This window comes from Gelidimonas denitrificans (assembly GCF_055694065.1).
Map to the genome: position 1 here is coordinate 2470734 of NZ_CM146350.1, position 19521 is coordinate 2490254.

Genomic DNA, 19521 nt, shown 5'->3' on the forward strand with positions numbered 1-19521 from the left:
ACGCCCTGTTTTGCACACTCCCGATTCGGCCACCATGACCTCAATGCACTGGGTAATAATTTGTACTGCGGCGCTGTTCGCCGGCGGCTTGAATGCGATTGCCGGTGGCGGCAGTTTCTTGACTTTTCCCGCCTTGGTGTTCGTCGGCGTGCCGCCGATTATGGCGAACGCAACCGGAACCACCGCATTGCTGCCGGGATACATCACAGGCGCGCTGGCCTTCAAGGACGATCTCGGCAGTCTGCGTTGCATGACCATGAAAAAACTGATCGTGTTCAGTTTGATCGGCGGCCTGATCGGAGCGTCGCTGCTGCTGGCGACTTCGGACGCCGGTTTTCGCCGCATCATTCCGTGGCTGCTGCTGGCGGCAACCTGCCTGTTTGCGTTTGGAGGAAAACTGGCTAACCGTTATGCAAGCACAGCCGGGTCCGCCGGTTTTGCGCCGGATTCGGTCTGGCCGTCGATTGTCGTGTTTGTGGTGGCCATTTACGGCGGCTATTTCAACGGCGGCCTCGGGATTCTTTTGCTGGCTGCGTTTGCGCTGCTGGGCGAAACCAACATGAACAGCATGAATGGCTTGAAAAACATTGCGTCCGCCGTGTTGACGGCAATCTCGGTGTTGGTCTACGCGGCAGGCGACGCCATCAACTGGCCGCTGGCATTTGCCATGATGGCCTGCTCCACGCTCGGCGGTTATATCGGCGGCAGGCTGGCGCGCAAAATGCCGGCCAAGGCGGTGCGCACAGTGGTAATCATTACCGGCGCTGTAATGACAGTGATTTTCTTTCAGCGATAAAGAATATACATTGCGCTGTATTTATACTCACCGCATGCAATATATGCGGAAAATATGGAGTTTTTTTGCATACCCCATGTATTTTAATAATCATGTTAATCAGCGCACCAGGGTCCTGAGCACCGGCCACTGGCGGCGTGAAATCGGCAAGCGCTCTGCCACATCGCGCAGAATCACTTGCCAGAAATCCCCGCCTTTGCCCTGCTCGTCGCCCTCCAGCCCCTGCAGGCCGGTAGCGCGTTCTACGCCGCAGATGGCGCTGCGCGCTACCAATGCATTGCGATGCACGCGCACGAATGTTTCGGCCAACTCATGCTCCAGCGAGACCAGCGACGCCTCGATCAGATATTCACGCACCTTGGTATGCAGGGTCACGTACTTCAATTCGGCTTTCAGGTACAACACATCATCGATCGGCACCAGCACGACCCGGGTGCGTTCCTGTACCGAAAAATGCTGGCGCCGGACTTGTTCTGGATGGCTGGCGGCGGGCGGCAAATACGCGCTGCGCTCCGGTGCGGATACAGCTACCGGCTTGAAGCGCTGGAGCGCAGCGGCCAAACGGGATGCGCGCACCGGCTTCAACAGGTAATCGAGCGCCTGCACCTCAAAAGCGTCCAGCGCATATTCCTCGTGCGCGCTAATGAAAATAATCGCCGGCGCGGGGCTCTGCACGCCGGTCAGATGTGCCAGCTGCGCAGCCAGCGCCATCCCGCTCATGCCGGGCATCTGCACATCCAGCAACAGAATATCGGGCTTGCTGCGGACAATGCCGATCAGCGCCTGCGCGGCGTTATCGGCTTCGCCGACGATCAGATGCGGACATTCTGCCGCGATATCGGCCAGCAAAGTGGTCAACCTTACGCGCGCCGGAGCCTCGTCATCGACAATGAACAAGCGCAATTTCCTGCTCATGCTGGACTCTTTACATAAGGAAAACGCAGCTGCACCTCGAATTTCCCCTCCACCACGGCGGTGGACAATTGCGCTTCGACATCGAACAACAGCGCCAGCCGCTCGCGGATATTGACTAGCGCCATGTTGTTGCCGGCCTTACCGCCAGCGATTGTGTCCTGTCCATGATAGGAGTTGGTGATGACGATTTGAATCCGGTCGATCGAGCGGTTCAGACGCACCGAGATCAGGCAAGGCGCGCTGACCGGTTCGACGCCGTAACGCACCGCGTTTTCCAGCAACGGTTGCAGCAGCAGCGCCGGCACTTGGGCCCGACGCAGGGTTGCATCGCTGACGTTGCCGCGCTCCCAGCGCACCTGCAGGCGCTCGCCCAGGCGAATTTTCTCGATGGACAGGTATTGGCGGCACAAATGGATCTCTTGTTCCAGGCTGGTCATGTTGCGCGCATCACGCATGAATACGCGAAACAGGTCAGCCAAATCCTCCAGCGCGGTTTCGGCCTGGCGCGGCGCGGTGCGGATCAGGGACAATACCGCGTTCAGGCTATTGAACAGGAAATGCGGCCGGATGCGCGCCTGCAACGCTTGCAAGCGCGCCTCTGCCAGAGCCGGCGAAAAGGCGCGGGTACGCAGTTCGAAGTAATGTTGCAGCACAACGCCGAACAAGGCCGCCACCAAAAAACCACCCGGCACAGTCAAATGGGGAAAGCTGCCGACAAACCAGTCGAAGGATGACAAGTAACGGATGATGGCCGCCGTCACCAATACCGGCACCAGCATGCACAGAATGCGCTGCGCCCACAGGCGAGCGTGACGCACCGCCCGGAACTGGCGCAGGCTGCACAGCATGAAAAGCGACCACAGGCAAGCCAGTTCAATCACGATAGCCGCTTCGACGAAATCGATCAGGCCCGCCTGCCAGCCGTCATTATGCAGAATGGCGGCAGTCAGGACCGCCAGATTGACCGCCAGCATCGAGCGAAACACCACGCCGATATTGCAACAGTCGGGGATGACCGTATCGATTGTTGCACTGGCACTACCAGGAACCGTAAATAGCGACATAGGCGAGCGTTAATCCAACGTGGATTCAGAAACAGGAAGAGCCGGCTTCATGGAAGACATACTACTTAATGTATTTTTATAATGCGCATGATAATAATGCGGAAATATGCTTGTTTTTAAGCATACTCCCGCATTATTAAATAAACTCCAGAGTGCAAATTAAACGCGGCCTGCTGGCGGGACTTATTTCCGCCTGTTGCGCACAAGTCCCGCAACTCCTATTTATAATCGCAGCATTCCCCAAGACCAAAACCTGGACCCAATTATGACAGCACAACTCTCCAAAAAAAGCGAAGCGTGGTCGGCGCGTTTCTCCGAACCGGTATCCGATCTGGTCAAACGCTATACCGCTTCGGTATTTTTCGACAAGCGCCTGGCCCAGTTCGACATCGAAGGCTCGCTCGCGCATGCCGAAATGCTGTGCGCCACCGGCATCATCAACCCAGCCGATTATGCAGAAATCCAGCGCGGCATGACGCAAATCCGCGCTGAAATCGACGCCGGCCAGTTCGAATGGCTGCTCGACCTGGAAGACGTCCATCTGAACATCGAAAAACGTCTGACCGAACTGGTAGGCGACGCCGGCAAGCGCTTGCACACCGGGCGCTCGCGCAACGACCAGGTCGCCACCGACATCCGCTTGTATCTGCGCGCGGCGATTGACGACATCACGGCGCTGCTGCACGCGTTTCGCCTGGCGCTGCTGGACTTGGCCGAACAACATGCCGACACCATCATGCCGGGCTTCACCCATATGCAAGTGGCGCAGCCGATCACTTTCGGCCACCACATGCTGGCCTATGTCGAAATGTTCAGCCGCGACGCCGAGCGCATGGCCGACTGCCGCCGTCGCGTCAACCGCTTGCCGCTGGGCGCGGCTGCGCTGGCCGGCACCACGTTCCCGATCGACCGCGAACGCGTCGCCAAGACGCTCGGCTTCGACGAAGTCTGCCGCAATTCGCTCGACGCGGTGTCCGACCGCGACTTCGCCATCGAATTCTGCGCTGCAGCCGCGCTGGTGATGACGCACGTCTCGCGCATGTCGGAAGAACTGGTGATCTGGATGAGCCCGCGGGTCGGCTTCATCGACATCGCCGACCGCTTTTGCACCGGTTCGTCGATCATGCCGCAAAAGAAAAACCCGGACGTGCCGGAACTGGCGCGCGGCAAAACCGGCCGTGTCAATGGTCACCTGATCGGTCTGCTGACCCTGATGAAAGGCCAGCCGCTGGCGTACAACAAGGACAATCAGGAAGACAAGGAACCGCTGTTCGACACCGTCGATACCCTGACCGATACGCTGCGCATCTTCGCCGACATGGCAACCGGCATCACGGTCAAGGCCGACACCATGCGCGCAGCCGCGCTGCAAGGTTTCGCCACCGCCACCGATCTGGCCGATTATCTGGTCAAGAAAGGCTTGCCATTTCGCGATGCACACGAAGCGGTAGCCCGCGCGGTGCGCACCTGCGTGGATCGCGGCTGCGACCTGACTGACCTGACGCTGGACGAGCTGCGCGCTTTCTCCGGCTTGGTCGAGGCAGACATCTTCGCGGTGCTGACGCTGGAAGGCTCGGTCGCCGCCCGCGACCACATCGGCGGCACAGCGCCCAAACAGGTCCGTGCGGCCATTGCCCATATGCGCGACTTGCTCCAATAAAACGTTTTTAAACCGGCAGCACGCAGCCAGGCACAGGCCTCTGCGGCTGCTTTAATATTCTCATTTGTCAAAAAAACCGTCTCTATTACTGCCTTTGCGCAAGCATCGTAAGTAGTATCGCGTATCCGTGACAGCAACAATTCATGCGACCATTTCACGCTGACATGAAAATTACTAAAGTGAAACATGAAGCGCTAATTCACAAAGTGAAATGTCATATACTGGCCCGCAAATAAAATGTCGCGCCGGAGCAATATTGCGCATCAGGCATTAACCGTTCATTCCAAACAGGAGACAACCACCATGTCGTTTTTACTTTTGCTCTCGCGAATCATTGACAAAATCAATGATAAAGTCGGGTTAGGCGTCAGCTGGGCGCTGCTCATCGCAGTCCTCATCTGTAGCGGCAATGCCCTCATCAGATACACCTTCGACATCAGCTCCAACGCATGGCTGGAAATCCAGTGGTATCTGTTCTCTGCCATCTTCCTGTTGGCGACTTCGCATACCTTGCACCGCGATGAACACATCCGCATTGACGTCATTTCCGGCCGACTGCCGAAACGGGTTCAGGTCTGGGTCGATATCTTCGGATTCGCCGTTTTTCTGTTGCCGATCTCTCTGATCATCCTGTATTACGCCGTTCCCTACGCATTTGAATCGATCCAGGGTCGGGAACTCTCCAGCAATGCCGGCGGCCTCATCGTTTGGCCAGCCAAGCTGCTGATCCCGGTCGGGTTCCTGATGCTGACCTTGCAAGCCTTCTCCGAAATAATCAAGCGCATCGGTTACCTGATGGGCAAAGTCGATGCCAGCACATTCGAACGCCATGTAGCGACTCCCGAAGAAGAAATCGAGGCCATCAAGGCCGCGAACAAGATCAACTAATCGGCTCAAGACAGGTTAAAAAATGACAGAATTCATCATCATGAACATCGCGCCGATCATGTTCGGCGCGCTGGTAGTTTTCTTGCTATCAGGTTTCCCGGTAGCCTTTGCACTGGCCGCCAACGGCCTGTTTTTCGCCTTTATCGGCATCGAATTCGGCTTGATCAAGCCGGAACTTCTGCAAGCGTTGCCGAACCGGATTTTCGGCATCATGCAAAACGACACGCTGCTGGCGATTCCATTCTTTACCTTCATGGGGTTGATCCTGGAACGCTCCGGCATGGCCGAAGATTTGCTGGATACCATCGGCCAGCTTTTCGGGCCTTTGCGCGGCGGCGTTGCCTTTGCCGTAATTTTCGTCGGTGCCTTGCTGGCAGCGACGACCGGCGTGGTGGCGGCATCGGTGATTTCGATGGGCCTGATTTCCCTGCCAGTGATGTTGCGTTACGGTTACGACAAGCGACTCGCCAGCGGCGTGATTGCAGCATCCGGCACGCTGGCGCAAATCATTCCGCCCTCGCTGGTATTGATCGTCATGGCCGACCAATTGGGCCGCTCCGTCGGCGACATGTACAAGGCTGCATTCGTGCCTGGCCTGTTGTTGACAGCAATGTATGCGGGCTATGTGGCGGCTGTTGCAATTTTCAAACCGAAAGCATTGCCGGCACTACCGCCGGAAGCACGCAACCTGAGCCAGCCCAACGGCGACAGCGGCGCCAGATCCCTGTTTGTCCTGATTGCCCTTGCGATTGCCGCGTCTTACGTTGGCTCCAAGTATTATGCAAGCGGCCATCCGAATGCGCCTGCAGATGAAATCGCTGCAGTGGGCGTGGCAATCGGCGTGGTGGGTTCGTTCATACTCGCACTGATCAACCGCGCACTCAAAATGGGCCTGCTGTCGCGTATGGCTGAGAAAGTCGTATTCGTGCTGATCCCGCCGCTGGCATTGATTTTTCTGGTATTGGGCACTATTTTCCTTGGCATTGCGACCCCCACCGAAGGCGGTGGCATGGGTGCGTTCGGCGCTATCGTCATGGCATTGATGAACCGCCGCTTGTCATGGGACTTACTCAAGCAGGCAATGAATTCAACCACCCGCCTGTCCTGCTTCGTTATCTTTATTCTGATCGGCTCCAGCGTGTTTTCGCTGATCTTCCGCGGCATGAATGGCGATTTATGGGTGGAACATCTGCTGACATCCCTGCCGGGCGGCCAGATGGGTTTCCTTATCGTGGTGAACATTCTGTTTTTTGGATTGGCATTCTTTCTCGACTTCTTTGAACTGGCGTTCATTCTGGTGCCGTTAGTCGGACCCGTGGCTGAAAAAATGGGGATCGACCTGATCTGGTTCGGCGTACTGCTGAGCGTGAATATGCAGACTTCCTTCATGCATCCGCCGTTTGGTTTCGCCCTGTTCTACTTGCGCTCGGTGGCGCCCAAGGAAGTCAAGACCAGCGATATTTACTGGGGTGCGATTCCATTCGTGTGTATTCAGGTCATCATGGTGGGATTGATCATCTTTGTCCCGAGCATCGTGAGTGTGGGCCAAGTCGAGGATATGCACAGAAAATTAGATCTCAGTATTGAAATTCCCACTGCATCCGAACCAGCATCGGAATCCGCGCCACCCGCATTTACCTTCACTAAATAAGCAACAGCGCACCCCAATAAAAAACCCTGCAGATGCAGAGTTTTTTTATTTCTAACGAGAATTATTCAAATCCTCATAACACGCTTATTCGTTATTTCAACGCGCGGGTTGCGTTAAAGCGATCGAAACTGCCTTCTGCGACATTGAACCATTGGCCCTCATTGTTGCGGAATACTTTCCAGTCGTCATAGACCTTCTTGAATTTCGGATTCTTTGCCGACTCTTCGGTGAAAGTTTCCTGCGCAGCCTTGAAACAAGCATCCATGACTGCCGGTGGGAAGGGCTTGAGTTTGATTCCAGTTTGCAGCAAACGCGCTAATGCAGCGGGATTTTTGGCATCGTATTTGGCCTGAATATCGACATGCACTTCCATTGACGCAGTTTGAACAGCGGCCTGATATATCTTAGGCAGCTTTTCCCATTCTTTTTTGCCCATATAGAAAGAAAATTGCGTGCTACCTTCCCACCAGCCGGGATAGTAATAGAATTTCGCAACCTTGTTAAAGCCCAGCTTCTCGTCATCGTAAGGGCCAATCCACTCGGCTGCATCGATCGTGCCTTTTTCCAGCGCAGGATAGATATCGCCACCAGCAATCTGCTGCGGCACAACACCAAGCTTGGACAACACGCGACCGGCAAAACCCCCAACGCGGAATTTCAAGCCATTGAGATCGGCAACCGTCTTGATTTCCTTGCGGAACCAACCACCCATCTGGGTACCACTGTTACCACCGATGAAGTTGACGACATTGTATTCGGCCATCAGTTCACGCATCAATTTCATGCCATTGCCATGCAGCATCCAGGCGGTCTGCTGACGCGAGGACAGGCCGAACGGTACTGACGTATCAAATGCCAGCGTAGGATCTTTGCCGAAATAGTAGTAAGAGCAGGTATGCCCCATCTCAATGGTGCCGGCCTGAACAGCATCGAGTACCTGCGTGCCGGGAACGATTTCACCGGCAGCAAAAACACGAATGTTGAACTTGCCATTGGTGAGTTCTTTTATCCGGGCAGCAAACAACTCGGCACCGCCGTACAGGGTATCAAGACTTTTGGGGAAGCTCGAAGCCAAGCGCCAGTTCAGCGTTGGTGTGGACTGTGCCAAAGCAGGTGCAACGATTGCACCTGCTGCTGCACCTACGGCTGCTTTTTTAAGGAATGAACGTCGTTCCATTTTGTCTCCTGAGGAATTGAACAGCAAAGAAATTATTAAGCCGAAATCAGTGACCGCACATCGGGCACCCAATTAGTTTCTGGGTGACAAATTGTAGGGGGTGAATACGAATGCAGCAATACAAAGTCTCGCTGCGATGCAGCACGCAGCATCTGTTTCAAATATCGACATGAAATAAATTCACCATTGCAGTTATCGAATACAAATAGACCAACCGAATATTAAAAAATATGCGCAATAGGCTCGATTGAATGCTTATTCAGCTAAGCGTCGATGCCAAATATTTTCATGTGGGCCATGCCCGGAATCGGTATCCGTGGCGCTCCTGAAACCGCATATTTCAATCTCGGTTCCACTAGTGCTTCGGGTCGCCGGTTGTATCTACCAATCTGCAGTAAGCAATTGATATCAGTCGGAATATTCATTGCTTCAAAAAAAATCCCTACACTGAAGTGCAGGGATTGGTATTGAGTGCTGGCGCAAAATACTGCTTTTTTCACATCCTAATGCATTGCAGGTGCTGACCCTGCCATCACTTCAGGGGGCGCGTAAAACTGAAGCGGTCAAAAGCGCCTTCTGCAACATTGAACCACTGGCCCTGGTTGTTGCGGAACACTTTCCAGTCGTCGTAGACCTTCTTGAATTTCGGATTCTTTGCCGCTTCTTCAGTAAAAGTTTCCTGCGCAGCCTTGAAGCAAGCCTCCATGACAGCGGGCGGGAACGGTTTGAGTTGGACTCCGCTTTGCAGCAAACGCGCTAATGCAGCGGGATTTTTCGCATCGTAATTGGCCTGCATATCCGTATGGGCTTCCATCGACGCAGTTTCAACCGCATCCTGATACAACTTCGGCAGTTTTTCCCACTCTTTCTTGCCGATGTAAAAGGACAACTGCGCACCGCCTTCCCACCAGCCTGGGTAGTAATAAAATTTCGCGACCTTACTGAATCCCAGTTTCTCGTCATCCACTGGGCCTACCCATTCGGCCGCATCGATCGTGCCTTTTTCCAGCGCAGGATAGATATCGCCACCGGCAATCTGTTGCGGCACGGTACCCAGCTTGGTCATTACGCGGCCGGCAAAACCACTGACGCGAAATTTCAAGCCTTTCAGATCCGCAACCGTCTTGATTTCTTTGCGAAACCAGCCGCCCATCTGGGTGCCGGTATTGCCGCCCATGAAATTAATGATGTTGTAGTCCGCCAGCACTTCGCGCATCAATTTCATGCCATTGCCATGCAGCATCCATGCACTCTGCTGGCGCGAGGTCAAGCCGAACGGCACTGAGGTGTCAAATGCCAGTGTTGGGTCCTTGCCGAAATAATAGTAAGAGGCGGTATGACCCATTTCGACGGTGCCAGCTTGCACCGCATCGAGTACCTGCGTGCCGGGAACGATCTCGCCGGCGGCAAAGATGCGGATATTGAATTTGCCTTCAGTAAGGTCTTTTACGCGTGCGGCGAACCGTTCTGCCGCACCAAATAAGATAGGCAGGCTTTTGGGGAAGCTCGATGCCAGACGCCAGTTCAGTGTGGGCGTCGATTGCGCCAAGGAAGGGACCGCAATCGCACTAGCCGCAGCACCTACTGCGGTCTTTTTAAGAAATGAACGTCGTTCCATACTGTCTCCAAAGAATTGAACATCGAAAAAATCATTAAACTCGGCCACCCCGCCGGTCTGGCACTCTGACACACCTATTCAGTGCGCTTGTGTACTTGTTGCGCAGGAGATTATAAGCATAGAGGCGGCGCGTAACGCCAGAAAATCATGCCGCGATGCAACATGAAAAATAGCTTAGATGGGCGAATTGGGCTAAATTTTAGCCGCCGGCTACCATCATTTGCTCGATCAGAATGGAACCGGTTTGCTTGGAGCCGCGCACCAGAGTGTCGGCACCGACCGCCACGATTTGTTGAAATATATCTTTCATGTTGCCGGCAATGGTGATTTCCTCTACCGGATAGGCAATCACGCCATTTTCCACCCAGAACCCCGAAGCGCCACGCGAATAGTCGCCTGTTACATAGTTGGTTCCCTGCCCCATCAACTCGGTCACAAGAAGGCCGGTGCCCATCTTCTTCAGCATTGCCTTGAAATTATCGGTGCGCTTGGTCAGCTTGGATGTCAGCGACAGATTATGCGAACCGCCGGCGTTGCCCGTGGTTTGCATGCCCAGCTTGCGGGCCGAATAGGTAGACAGGAAATAACCCTGCACCACGCCATCACTGACCACGTCGCGCCGGTGGGTCTTGACGCCTTCGTCGTCGAACGGCGAAGAACCGACGCCGCCGATGGCGTATGGATCTTCCAGAATCTGGATATGCGCTGGAAACACTTGCGTGCCCAGTGAATCGAGCAGAAAAGTCGATTTGCGATACAACGCGCCGCCCGACACCGCTTGCACAAAAGCGCCCAGCAAACCTGCTGCCAGCGGCGCTTCGAACAATACCGGGCACTTGCGGGTATCGAGCTTGCGCGCACCCAGACGCGCCAATGCACGCTCTGCCGCATAACGGCCGATATCCTCCGGCTTGGCCAGTTTTTTTGGATTGCGCATCGACGAATACCAGTCATCGCGCTGCATGTTGCCACCCTTGCCGGCGATTGGAGAGACCGAAATGGTATGGCGGGAATATGGATAGCCACCGATAAAACCACGGCTGTTGGCTGAAATGAAATGCGACTGCTGCACATACACGCCAGCGCCTTCGCTGTTGGTAATGCGCTTGTCGACCGCAAACGCGGCTGCTTCGGTGCGCTGCGCGAGCAAGACTGCCTCCTCCGATGAAATCGTCCACGGATAGCACAGGCGCAAATCGCGCGGCGCCATTTCCAGCAGGTCGGCTTCCGGCAAGCCGGCGCAATCGTCTTCGGCAGTAAAGCGGGCAATGTTGTAGGCCGCTTCCACCGTGGCGCGCAAGGCTGTTTCCGAAAAATCGGAGCTGCTGGCATTGCCGCGCTTTTTGCCGATATACACGGTCACGCCCATGCCTTTATCTTTGTTCTGTTCGATGGTCTCGATCTTGCCCTTACGCACGGACACGGACAGACCGCTGCCTTCGCTGAAATCGACCGAAGAGTCCGATGCACCGGTCTCAAGGGCGATGCGCAACACATCTCGCGCTAACTGCTTTAATTGGTCTTGGCTGTGAATGAATAGGGAGTCGCTCATGAGCTGTTTTCTTCGGATGGTCGTATAAACAGTTATGATAGCAGTCGTTTACAGAATGGCTCACTGCCCTACCTCAATTCATTATGCCAAATCCAAACCGAGGCGCTTGCGGCTTCCAGACCAGCGAATTCGAACAAGAATACGACCGCCCATCCAAGTCGCAACTCAAGCGTGATATGACCGCCCTGCAAAAGCTGGGCCAGGAACTGATCGACCAGCCACGCGACCGCGTCAAGCGGGTTCCGATGCCGGAAGATGTCAAAGACGCGATTCTTGATTGCCAACTGATCAAGGACCATGAAGGCCGCCGCCGCCAACTGCAATACGTTGGCAAAAAAATGCGCTCGCTGAACGAAGAAGAACTCGCCATCATCCAGCGCGCGATGGACGGCTGGAAAGGCTTATCCAAAGCCGATACCAGCGTCATGCATGCGCTGGAACGCCATCGCGAACGACTGTTGAAAGACGATGCCGCGCTGACGCTGTTGCTGCAGCAGCATCCGGAACTCGAGGCGCAACACCTGCGTACCTTGATCCGCAATGCGCGCAAGGAACAGGCTGAGAACAAGCCGCCCAAAGCGTACCGCGAGATTTTCCAGATACTCAAACAACTGCAAACCCAAGCCAAGACCTCCGAACAAGACGATCAGGACGATCAGAATGACGACGACGAAAATAAATAACCCTGATCAGTTGCGCATCGGGTTGGTTTCGATTTCCGACCGAGCCTCCAGCGGCGTCTATGAAGACCAGGGCATTCCGGCGCTGCGCGACTGGTTTTCCGCCGCATTGACCAGTCCATGGCAAATGGAAACCCGGCTGATCCCGGACGAGCAGGCCGCGATTGAAAAAGCCCTGATCGAGCTGGTCGACGTATTGCGCTGCGATCTGGTACTGACCACCGGCGGCACCGGCCCGGCCCGACGCGACGTTACGCCAGAAGCAACGCTGGCTGTGGCCACCAAGGAAATGCCAGGCTTCGGCGAACAGATGCGCCAGATCAGCCTGAAGTTCGTGCCGACCGCGATCTTGTCGCGTCAGGTCACAGTGATCCGCGAAACCGCTGACCACGCGGCATTGATCATGAACTTGCCCGGTCAGCCGAAATCTATCAAGGAAACGCTGGAAGGCTTGAAAGACGCCGACGGCAAGCAACTTATTGCAGGCATCTTCGCGGCGGTGCCCTACTGCATCGACCTGATGGGCGGCCCATACATCGAAACCGATGAAAACGTCTGCAAGGCATTTCGCCCGAAATCCGCCATCCGCACTAAAACATCCATCGTATAAATTGTCAGGATTCCCGCGCATACGCGGGAACGATGACTGTTTTTACGCAATCAATCTCCCTCCATTTGCGCCACGAGAAGGTTCCCACCATGACACTAGAAACCATTGAAATCGAAACCGCTCCCAACCCGGGCGTATCCGTCATCTGGCTGCACGGCTTGGGCGCAGACGGCAATGACTTCGTGCCGATTGTGCGCGAACTGGATTTGACTGGCTGCCCGGCGATCCGCTTCGTATTCCCGCATGCAACAGCGATACCGGTGACCATCAATGGCGGCTATGTGATGCGCGCCTGGTATGACATTCTCGGTGCCGACATCGCCAAGCGCGAAGATGAAGCCGGCCTGCGCAAGTCGCAAATATCGGTCGAAAATCTGATCGCCAAGGAAATCGCACGCGGCACGCCGGCCAATCGCATCATCCTGGCCGGATTTTCCCAGGGCTGCGCGATGGCACTGCAAACCGGATTGCGCCATCCGGAACCACTGGCCGGCTTGCTGTGCCTGTCCGGCTACGTTCCTTTAAGCGGCGTCACCGCAGCAGAACGCCACTTGGCCAACCAGCACACGCCGATCTTCATCGCGCATGGCCGTGCCGATCCGGTGATTTCGATTTCGCGTGCAGAACAATCGCGCGACTTGCTGAACACCCTTGGCTATAGCGTCGAATGGCATGAGTACATGATGCAGCACGCGGTGTGCGCAGAAGAAATCGATGACATCGGCGCTTGGTTCAAACGCGTTCTGGCCTGATCCAAGCGAAAAAAAATGCCACCAGGCGCATGCAAGCTTCTGGTGGCATTCGGCATGTTACACAACACATACTTGATAATGTATTTTTAAATACCGCATAATAATATACGGATATAGCATTGTTTTAAGCCATACTCCCCATCAACGCTGCACCGGAGCCTTCAGCGTCTCCAGATCGATCTGCACCGTCTGATCCCCGCCTGTCATCCAGATCTGCCCATCTTGAATCGTGCATTGCAGCTGCATATTGCGTTGCGCCAGCTTTTGCAATGCCTGGCTGGTTGCTGCCGGCAAATTAAATACAGTTAAATTTTTCGCGCGCTCCAGCCGGCTGCCGATCTGATTCCACCAGATGCTGCTGTTGCTGGCGTAGCTGTAGACCACCACTTGCTCGGCACGCCCACAGGCTTTGAGCAGCCGCTTGTCGTCCGGCTGGCCGACCTCGATCCAAAGCTCGATTGCGCCGGTCAAGTCTTTTTGCCATAAATCCGGCTCATCGTTGACGAACAAGCCCTTGGTAAAAGTCAGCGCCTCGTGCGCATGGCGGGCAAAGGCCAGCACCCGCACCATCATCCGTTCGTCGGTTTCGGACGGATGGCGGGCGATGGTCAGAGTTTGCGTTTCGTAAAAATTGCGGTCCATATCTGCAATTTGCAGATCGGCCTTGTAGATGGTTGCTTTAATAGCCATTGTGTCGCTTAAAAATAGGAGGCGGGATGCGGGATGCCGGGTGCTAGGCGCACCCGGTGAGAATTACTTGAAAACCACCGTCTTGTGGCCGTTGATCAAAATGCGGTGCTCGACGAACCACTTGACTGCGCGCGCCAGCACCACCGATTCGACATCGCGCCCGACTGCGGTCAGCGTGCTGGTATCCATCGCATGATCGACCCGCGCCACATCCTGCTCGATGATCGGGCCTTCATCCAGGTCGCCGGTGACGAAATGGGCGGTGGCGCCGATCAGTTTCACGCCGCGCTCATGCGCCTGGTAATACGGTTTGGCGCCCTTGAAACTGGGCAGGAAGGAATGGTGGATGTTGATCGCCCGCCCCTTGAGCGCTGCGCACAAAGCCGGCGACAAGATCTGCATGTAGCGCGCCAGCACCACCAAGTCGATCTGGTGGGTTTGCATGAGGTCCAGCACGCGGGCTTCCTGCGCTTGCTTGGCTTGTTCGGATGCGCCCGGCGCCAGCGGCAGATGATGAAATGGAATGTTATAGCTGGCCGCGAGCTGATAAAAATCCATATGATTGGACACGATGGCCGGGATTTCGACCGGCAGCAGGCCGCTCTTGTAACGAAACAGCAAATCGTTGAGACAATGGCCGATCTTCGAGACCATCAGCATCACGCGCGGCTTGAGGCGGGCATCGAATAATTGCAAATCCATGTGCCGGGTTGCCGCCAGCGCCGCGAAGCCGTGGCGCAGCGCGGCATCGGTGACGCCGGCATCTTCGGCGGCGAAATGCACTCGCATGAAAAACAGTTGCGACAAGGCGTCGCCAAATTGTGCGGAATCGATGATGTTGCAGCCGTGATCGGCCAGAAAACCGGAAACGCTATGGACGATCCCGCGCTGGTCGGGACAAGACAGAGTCAGAATATATTCGGGATACATGAGGATGATGTAGTTGCGAACTGAAGATATAAACTTAATTACAAACTTAAGTTACAAGTGAAATCGCGGCGCCCATGCGCCGCGCAGTAGTCGTCTATTGTCGCACGCCGGACCCGCCAGCAAAACCGCACCGTCAGACTGCGGCTTCAAGCCCTCTGTACGCCGTCGGACAGGCCAAGCACTGCCTTGAGCGCCTGACTGTACATGCCGGTCAGATTGTCCATCGTTTCCAACAGGCGCTCGCTGGTGGTGGCGACATTCCTGGCTGCAGTATTCTGAACGCTACCGCCATTGAGCGCCTGTTCCAGGAACAACCACTGGTTTTTGGCCAAGGCAAGCTCACGCTTGATTACGTCGGAGGACAAGGGCGCCGCTTCGAGCGTCGCCATCGCGGCCTTGAATTCCTGGCCAAATTTGTCGAGATCAGGCTTGGTATTGTTCAGCAGTGCGCCGAAATACAGCCGTGCCATGCGTTGCGACAACATCCGTTGGCGGCCGGACAAGTTGACAATTTTAGCGGTAGAGATGTTTGCCTGCAGCTGAAAGGCGATGGTCAGCTTATCCGCCGCCGCCACCAGTGCATCGGTAATCTGGTGCGCCGCGGCCACATTATCTCTGCTGGCCGGCTTACCGAGTGCAACACCATAGCGACCATACATTTCGATTAGGGTCGCCAGTCCGGCCTTCAGTTCCGGCGTGTGCGCACCCTTGCCCAGAAATTGCAGGGCGTCTTCATAACGCTTTTGCGATTGCGTGATCTGCTCAAGGGCTTTCTCAGGCAATATTTTCAGTGCCTGCTGCGCGTACGCCTTGCCCATGCGCTCGGCCAAATAGCGCAAGCGGCCTGATTCATTGATCAGTGCGCCGGCATACGGCAACGCAGCCTGGTGCGCACCAAACGCAGATGCCGGTTCCGCCGCAGCAGCGCGCAACGGTAAGCTCGATGCGATGCATCCAATCGATAACAGCAGGCTTGCAAGGGTCAGAACATTGGGTCGCAACATAATCTTGATTGCATTGAAAATCAGGCTTTTGATCGGTGCCAAAGCAATTTATTTTTTGCCCGACATGCGGTTTTTATCTAAAAATGTAACATTTTCTAAAATTTCTTGCGGGCAAATTTTAGCGCGCGTCACCATCCGACACAAGTTGAAATAGCCCGGCCGGCGCTTTAAAGGCTCTTTCGTTGCCGCGCACCGAACCGGCGTTGATGCATTCGCGCACGTAAAAAATCGCGCAGCCTGTTTCCAGACTGCGCGATTTTTGATGCGGGTTATGCGGGTTATGGCTATACGGCAGCGCCCGTTTCCTTGACCGCCGTGATGGCCGATGCAGCGGACGCGCCGCCGACCTGCACATCGCCGATCAGTTGCCCACCCTCTTCGATCACAATCTTGCCATAGCGGATCTTGCCAGTGACCTTGCCGGTGGCATAGATCACCAGTTTGACGCGCGCCGTCAGATCGCCATTGAATTCGCCCCGGATTTCAGCAATATCGATTTCCGCCGAACCCTTGAAAGCGCCGTTTTCAGCAATCTGTATCACGCGGGAATCCATCGTCGCCTCGACCCGACCCTCGACCACCAGAGTGTCGCAATCGGTGATCTCGACCCCTTTGAGCTTGATGTTCGGGCCGACTATCAGCTTGCTGCCAACTTCATTGGTACTGGCGTTCGAAGTGTTCATATTGTGCGAAGTTGTCGAGGAGACTGGATTGACAGCATTAGGCGCCCTGGGAATATTCAGGCTGCCACCGGAGGTAATGCCGCTGGCGGCACCAAGAGGTGAATTAAGCTTGCTGCTGCTGACTGGAGAATTGTCGGGGCTAGTGGGATTGCGCTTACCAAAAAGCGATTGGGAGCGAAGCATGTCATTTCCTTCAGGGGCTCTGGACGGTTAGCAAGTGTCCTGTCATGTTTGCGCTACGCATTTACAATCCAGGACGCTAGGGAATTATGGCTATCAACTCTGGCATCGCTACGTCGCATTGCGTTAATACTGTGGGTGCAAAAATCGATTCCACAAACGCAAGCAACGCAACTCTGCACCAGAGTGGCGGCCCGTAACAAGTATATCAAGCATGCAACTGCACTGCTGTTTGTCTGTCATATGCGTTAATAGTTCCTGAGTTTTTACGCATTTTCAAAATAGAACGACCGTGCAAATTTACGTTATAGTAAACCCACAATTTTGACTAGAGGAGACTAAACATGCACACCACAGCCTTGCAAAACCAACAATATCACCTTGCCGCTCGCCCGGTCGGCATGCCCAAGCCAAGCGACTGGCAATTTACCAGCGAAGTGGTGCGTGATATCGCCGATGGCGAAATCGTGGTCCAGACGCTTTACCTGTCGCTCGACCCTGCGATGCGCGGCTGGATGAACGAAGGCAAATCCTATATCCGCCCGGTCGCAATCGGCGAAGTGATGCGCGCTGGCGGTATCGGCCGCGTGGTCGCCTCCAAATCGCCGAAATTTGCGGTCGGCGATAGCGTCTGCGGCGGTCTTGGGGTGCAAAGCTACTGGGTCGGCGCAGCCGACGACAAGACTGCCGGCTTCTACAAAGTCGATCCGACACTGGCGCCGCTGCCAAAATATCTGAACGCGCTCGGCATGCCCGGCATGACCGGCTACTTCGGCCTGCTCGAAGTCGGCCAGCCGAAAGCCGGTGAAACCGTGGTGGTCTCCGGTGCCTCCGGCGCAGTCGGCCAGACCGTCGGCCAGGTCGCCAAGCACAAAGGCTGCCGCGTGGTCGGCATCGCCGGCGGCCGCGAAAAATGCGATTTCGTAGTCAATGAACTCGGATTCGACGCCTGCATCGATTACAAAAACGATGCGTTGAAAGACGGTTTGAAACAGCATTGCCCGAACGGCGTCGATATTTATTTCGACAATGTCGGCGGCGAAATCCTCGACACCGTCCTGACCCAGATCAACCTGAAAGCCCGCATCATCATCTGCGGCGCGATCTCGCAATACAACAACACCAGCGCGGTCAAAGGACCGGCCAACTATCTCTCCTTGCTGGTCAATCGCGCCCGCATGGAAGGCATCGTCGTGTTCGACTACGCCGACCGCTACCAGGTCGGGATGAAAGAAATGGCCAAATGGATGAAAGAAGGCAGCTTTAAGACGCGCGAAGACATCGTCTTTGGCCTGGAAAAATTCCCGGAAACACTGCTGATGCTGTTTGAAGGGAAAAACTTCGGGAAGCTGGTGCTGCAGGTGGCGCAGGAATAAACCGCATCAGTGCCGCTAATCAGGACTTGCGAAAAATAGGGTGCGGCGCGTTGACGCGCCGATGGCGCGCAAAAAATTCCAGCATCATCTTGCTGGCATCAGGCCCGGCCGGGGAATTGAACGCCAGGCTGCCGTCGCCGCCACTCCACGCATGCTCCAGGTGGGCAATCCGGGTAACTCTTAGCAGCAGTTTCTTGCGCAGATAAAAGTCACCAATTTCATACGCGCGGCCCGGATTGCGGCTGCCAACCCGCCCGGCCGGCTTGGCCACGACTGGTGCCGCGCTCTCTGCCGCCAAGCGATTCAATAGCAGCGATTGCTGCACCAACTGCGCCTGATTGATCGGACGCACGATTCTATCGCCCTGCCCCTGGATCAGAATCGTCGGCATAGCCGGAAACTCAGGTTGCTTATGAAAGACTTCAGCGATGGCACTACCGACACGATTGTTCGCGCCATGCTGCATCACGCCATAGGCGCCGATCAGACTATGCCCGGCGCCAAACATCGGCCCTGAATGCAGTCCGACCGCGGCAATCAGGTGCGGATAATTCAGCGCCACAATATTAGCCATCGCCGCACCAGCCGATATGCCGCAAATATAAATGCGCGTCCTGTCAATCGGGTATTTTTCAGCTATTTTTTCTATCATCCCTACGATCATTTTTACGTCGCCACCACCGTCCTGGGTCGCTTTGTCGTACCACTTCCAACACCGATGCCGATGCGTGCGCAAGGATTGCTCCGGATACAGAACCGCGTAACCTTTTTGCCCGGCGCGCTGATTCATGCGGGTGCCTTGCGAAAACTCCGGCGCTGTTTGTTCGCAGCCATGCAGCATCACGATCAGAGGCCAAGTCTTTTGCTCTTGTTGGTCACGCGCCGACTGCAGCGGGAATTGATCGGGAAGGTACAAGTAATAGCGCATCCGCCGCAGCGGCATCATCCCGCCATCGGCTAAGGATGAATAATAGGAAGCCAGCCATTTGCCGGGCGGCTGGCTCGATCCAGCGTCCGTTTTTGGATTTATTTGCGCCGCCGGCACCCGCGCTTTATTAGCAGCCCTGGTGGTGCTCACCAGTGGTGCGCTGGGTCGCTTGATTGCCCTGGATTTGCGCTTTGCCTTGGGTTTCGGCTTGACGAGCATGCTCTTGAATAATTTTGTGGCTTGGCTTCTCTGGACTTTTCCCGCGCGTGCCAAACCGTTCAGCCAGAAGCGGCTGAATCCCTTTAACATCGCGTGCTCGCAATAGATCGCCGGCACATCATTCCATATATAAATATTGCGTATTCAC

Annotated in this window: 18 protein-coding genes; 8 read left to right on the forward strand and 10 right to left on the reverse strand. The window is 55.4% G+C overall.

Annotation, left to right across the window (positions count from 1 at the left end; genetic code table 11):
* Window positions 1–43: 43 nt before the first annotated feature.
* Window positions 44–796, forward strand: coding sequence for a sulfite exporter TauE/SafE family protein (locus tag FKCLFG_RS11515; protein ID WP_472615844.1), 753 nt, complete (start codon window positions 44–46; stop codon window positions 794–796).
* Between the two features lie 99 nt (window positions 797–895).
* Here FKCLFG_RS11515 and FKCLFG_RS11520 read toward each other — a convergent pair whose 3' ends face one another.
* The gene (locus tag FKCLFG_RS11520) at window positions 896–1711 is read right to left on the reverse strand and encodes a LytR/AlgR family response regulator transcription factor (RefSeq protein WP_472613230.1); all 816 of its coding nucleotides are present in this window, start codon (window positions 1709–1711) and stop codon (window positions 896–898) included.
* The gene (locus FKCLFG_RS11525; protein WP_472613231.1) at window positions 1708–2775 is read right to left on the reverse strand and encodes a sensor histidine kinase; all 1068 of its coding nucleotides are present in this window, start codon (window positions 2773–2775) and stop codon (window positions 1708–1710) included. Before FKCLFG_RS11525 ends, FKCLFG_RS11520 begins: the two co-directional genes overlap by 4 nt.
* A 265-nt stretch (window positions 2776–3040) precedes the next feature.
* Between FKCLFG_RS11525 and argH the strand changes: the two genes are divergently transcribed.
* The 3 genes from argH (at window position 3041) to FKCLFG_RS11540 (ending at window position 6974) form a co-directional block, all read left to right on the forward strand.
* Window positions 3041–4435: an argininosuccinate lyase gene (gene argH / locus FKCLFG_RS11530; protein ID WP_472613232.1), complete on the forward strand. Its 1395-nt coding sequence runs from the start codon at window positions 3041–3043 to the stop codon at window positions 4433–4435.
* A gap of 303 nt (window positions 4436–4738) precedes the next feature.
* Entirely contained in the window at window positions 4739–5323 is a 585-nt protein-coding gene (locus FKCLFG_RS11535; RefSeq protein WP_472613233.1) for a TRAP transporter small permease subunit, read from the forward strand.
* A 22-nt stretch (window positions 5324–5345) separates the two neighbouring features.
* Window positions 5346–6974 (forward strand): TRAP transporter large permease, encoded by a 1629-nt coding sequence (locus FKCLFG_RS11540; RefSeq protein WP_472613234.1) that lies wholly within the window; start codon window positions 5346–5348, stop codon window positions 6972–6974.
* A 91-nt stretch (window positions 6975–7065) separates the two neighbouring features.
* Here the strand turns inward: FKCLFG_RS11540 and FKCLFG_RS11545 are convergent, their stop codons facing one another.
* The 3 genes from FKCLFG_RS11545 to pmbA form a co-directional block, all read right to left on the reverse strand.
* Complete coding sequence (locus tag FKCLFG_RS11545) at window positions 7066–8151, reverse strand: TRAP transporter substrate-binding protein (RefSeq protein WP_472615845.1); 1086 nt, start codon at window positions 8149–8151, stop codon at window positions 7066–7068.
* Window positions 8152–8683: 532 nt separating this feature from the next.
* Window positions 8684–9769 carry a TRAP transporter substrate-binding protein gene (locus FKCLFG_RS11550; protein ID WP_472613235.1) on the reverse strand — a complete coding sequence of 362 codons (1086 nt, stop codon included), beginning with the start codon at window positions 9767–9769 and terminating at the stop codon, window positions 8684–8686.
* Between the two features lie 199 nt (window positions 9770–9968).
* Entirely contained in the window at window positions 9969–11321 is a 1353-nt protein-coding gene (gene pmbA / locus FKCLFG_RS11555) for a metalloprotease PmbA (RefSeq protein WP_472613236.1), read from the reverse strand.
* 83 nt (window positions 11322–11404) lie between these two features.
* Between pmbA and yjgA the strand changes: the two genes are divergently transcribed.
* The 3 genes from yjgA (at window position 11405) to FKCLFG_RS11570 (ending at window position 13363) form a co-directional block, all read left to right on the forward strand.
* Window positions 11405–12004, forward strand: a complete 600-nt coding sequence (gene yjgA / locus FKCLFG_RS11560) for a ribosome biogenesis factor YjgA (RefSeq protein ID WP_472613237.1) — start codon at window positions 11405–11407, stop codon at window positions 12002–12004.
* On the forward strand, window positions 11982–12611 hold the full coding sequence (mog, locus tag FKCLFG_RS11565) for a molybdopterin adenylyltransferase (protein ID WP_472613238.1): 630 nt from the start codon (window positions 11982–11984) through the stop codon (window positions 12609–12611). Before yjgA ends, mog begins: the two co-directional genes overlap by 23 nt.
* A gap of 89 nt (window positions 12612–12700) precedes the next feature.
* Entirely contained in the window at window positions 12701–13363 is a 663-nt protein-coding gene (locus FKCLFG_RS11570; protein WP_472613239.1) for an alpha/beta hydrolase, read from the forward strand.
* A gap of 141 nt (window positions 13364–13504) precedes the next feature.
* Here FKCLFG_RS11570 and FKCLFG_RS11575 read toward each other — a convergent pair whose 3' ends face one another.
* From FKCLFG_RS11575 to FKCLFG_RS11590, 4 genes are all read right to left on the reverse strand, one after another.
* Entirely contained in the window at window positions 13505–14053 is a 549-nt protein-coding gene (locus FKCLFG_RS11575) for a YaeQ family protein (protein ID WP_472613240.1), read from the reverse strand.
* Window positions 14054–14116: 63 nt separating this feature from the next.
* A complete protein-coding gene (gene purU / locus FKCLFG_RS11580) occupies window positions 14117–14983 on the reverse strand; it encodes a formyltetrahydrofolate deformylase (RefSeq protein WP_472613241.1) in 867 nt (288 codons plus the stop codon).
* A gap of 146 nt (window positions 14984–15129) precedes the next feature.
* Complete coding sequence (locus tag FKCLFG_RS11585; protein ID WP_472613242.1) at window positions 15130–15987, reverse strand: type IV pili methyl-accepting chemotaxis transducer N-terminal domain-containing protein; 858 nt, start codon at window positions 15985–15987, stop codon at window positions 15130–15132.
* Window positions 15988–16271: 284 nt separating this feature from the next.
* Entirely contained in the window at window positions 16272–16853 is a 582-nt protein-coding gene (locus FKCLFG_RS11590) for a bactofilin family protein (RefSeq protein ID WP_472613243.1), read from the reverse strand.
* A 341-nt stretch (window positions 16854–17194) separates the two neighbouring features.
* Between FKCLFG_RS11590 and FKCLFG_RS11595 the strand changes: the two genes are divergently transcribed.
* Window positions 17195–18226 (forward strand): NADP-dependent oxidoreductase, encoded by a 1032-nt coding sequence (locus tag FKCLFG_RS11595; protein ID WP_472613244.1) that lies wholly within the window; start codon window positions 17195–17197, stop codon window positions 18224–18226.
* A gap of 19 nt (window positions 18227–18245) precedes the next feature.
* On the opposite strand, the gene FKCLFG_RS11600 is transcribed toward FKCLFG_RS11595, so the two are convergent.
* Window positions 18246–19463 (reverse strand): extracellular catalytic domain type 1 short-chain-length polyhydroxyalkanoate depolymerase, encoded by a 1218-nt coding sequence (locus tag FKCLFG_RS11600; protein ID WP_472613245.1) that lies wholly within the window; start codon window positions 19461–19463, stop codon window positions 18246–18248.
* Window positions 19464–19521 lie beyond the last annotated feature (58 nt).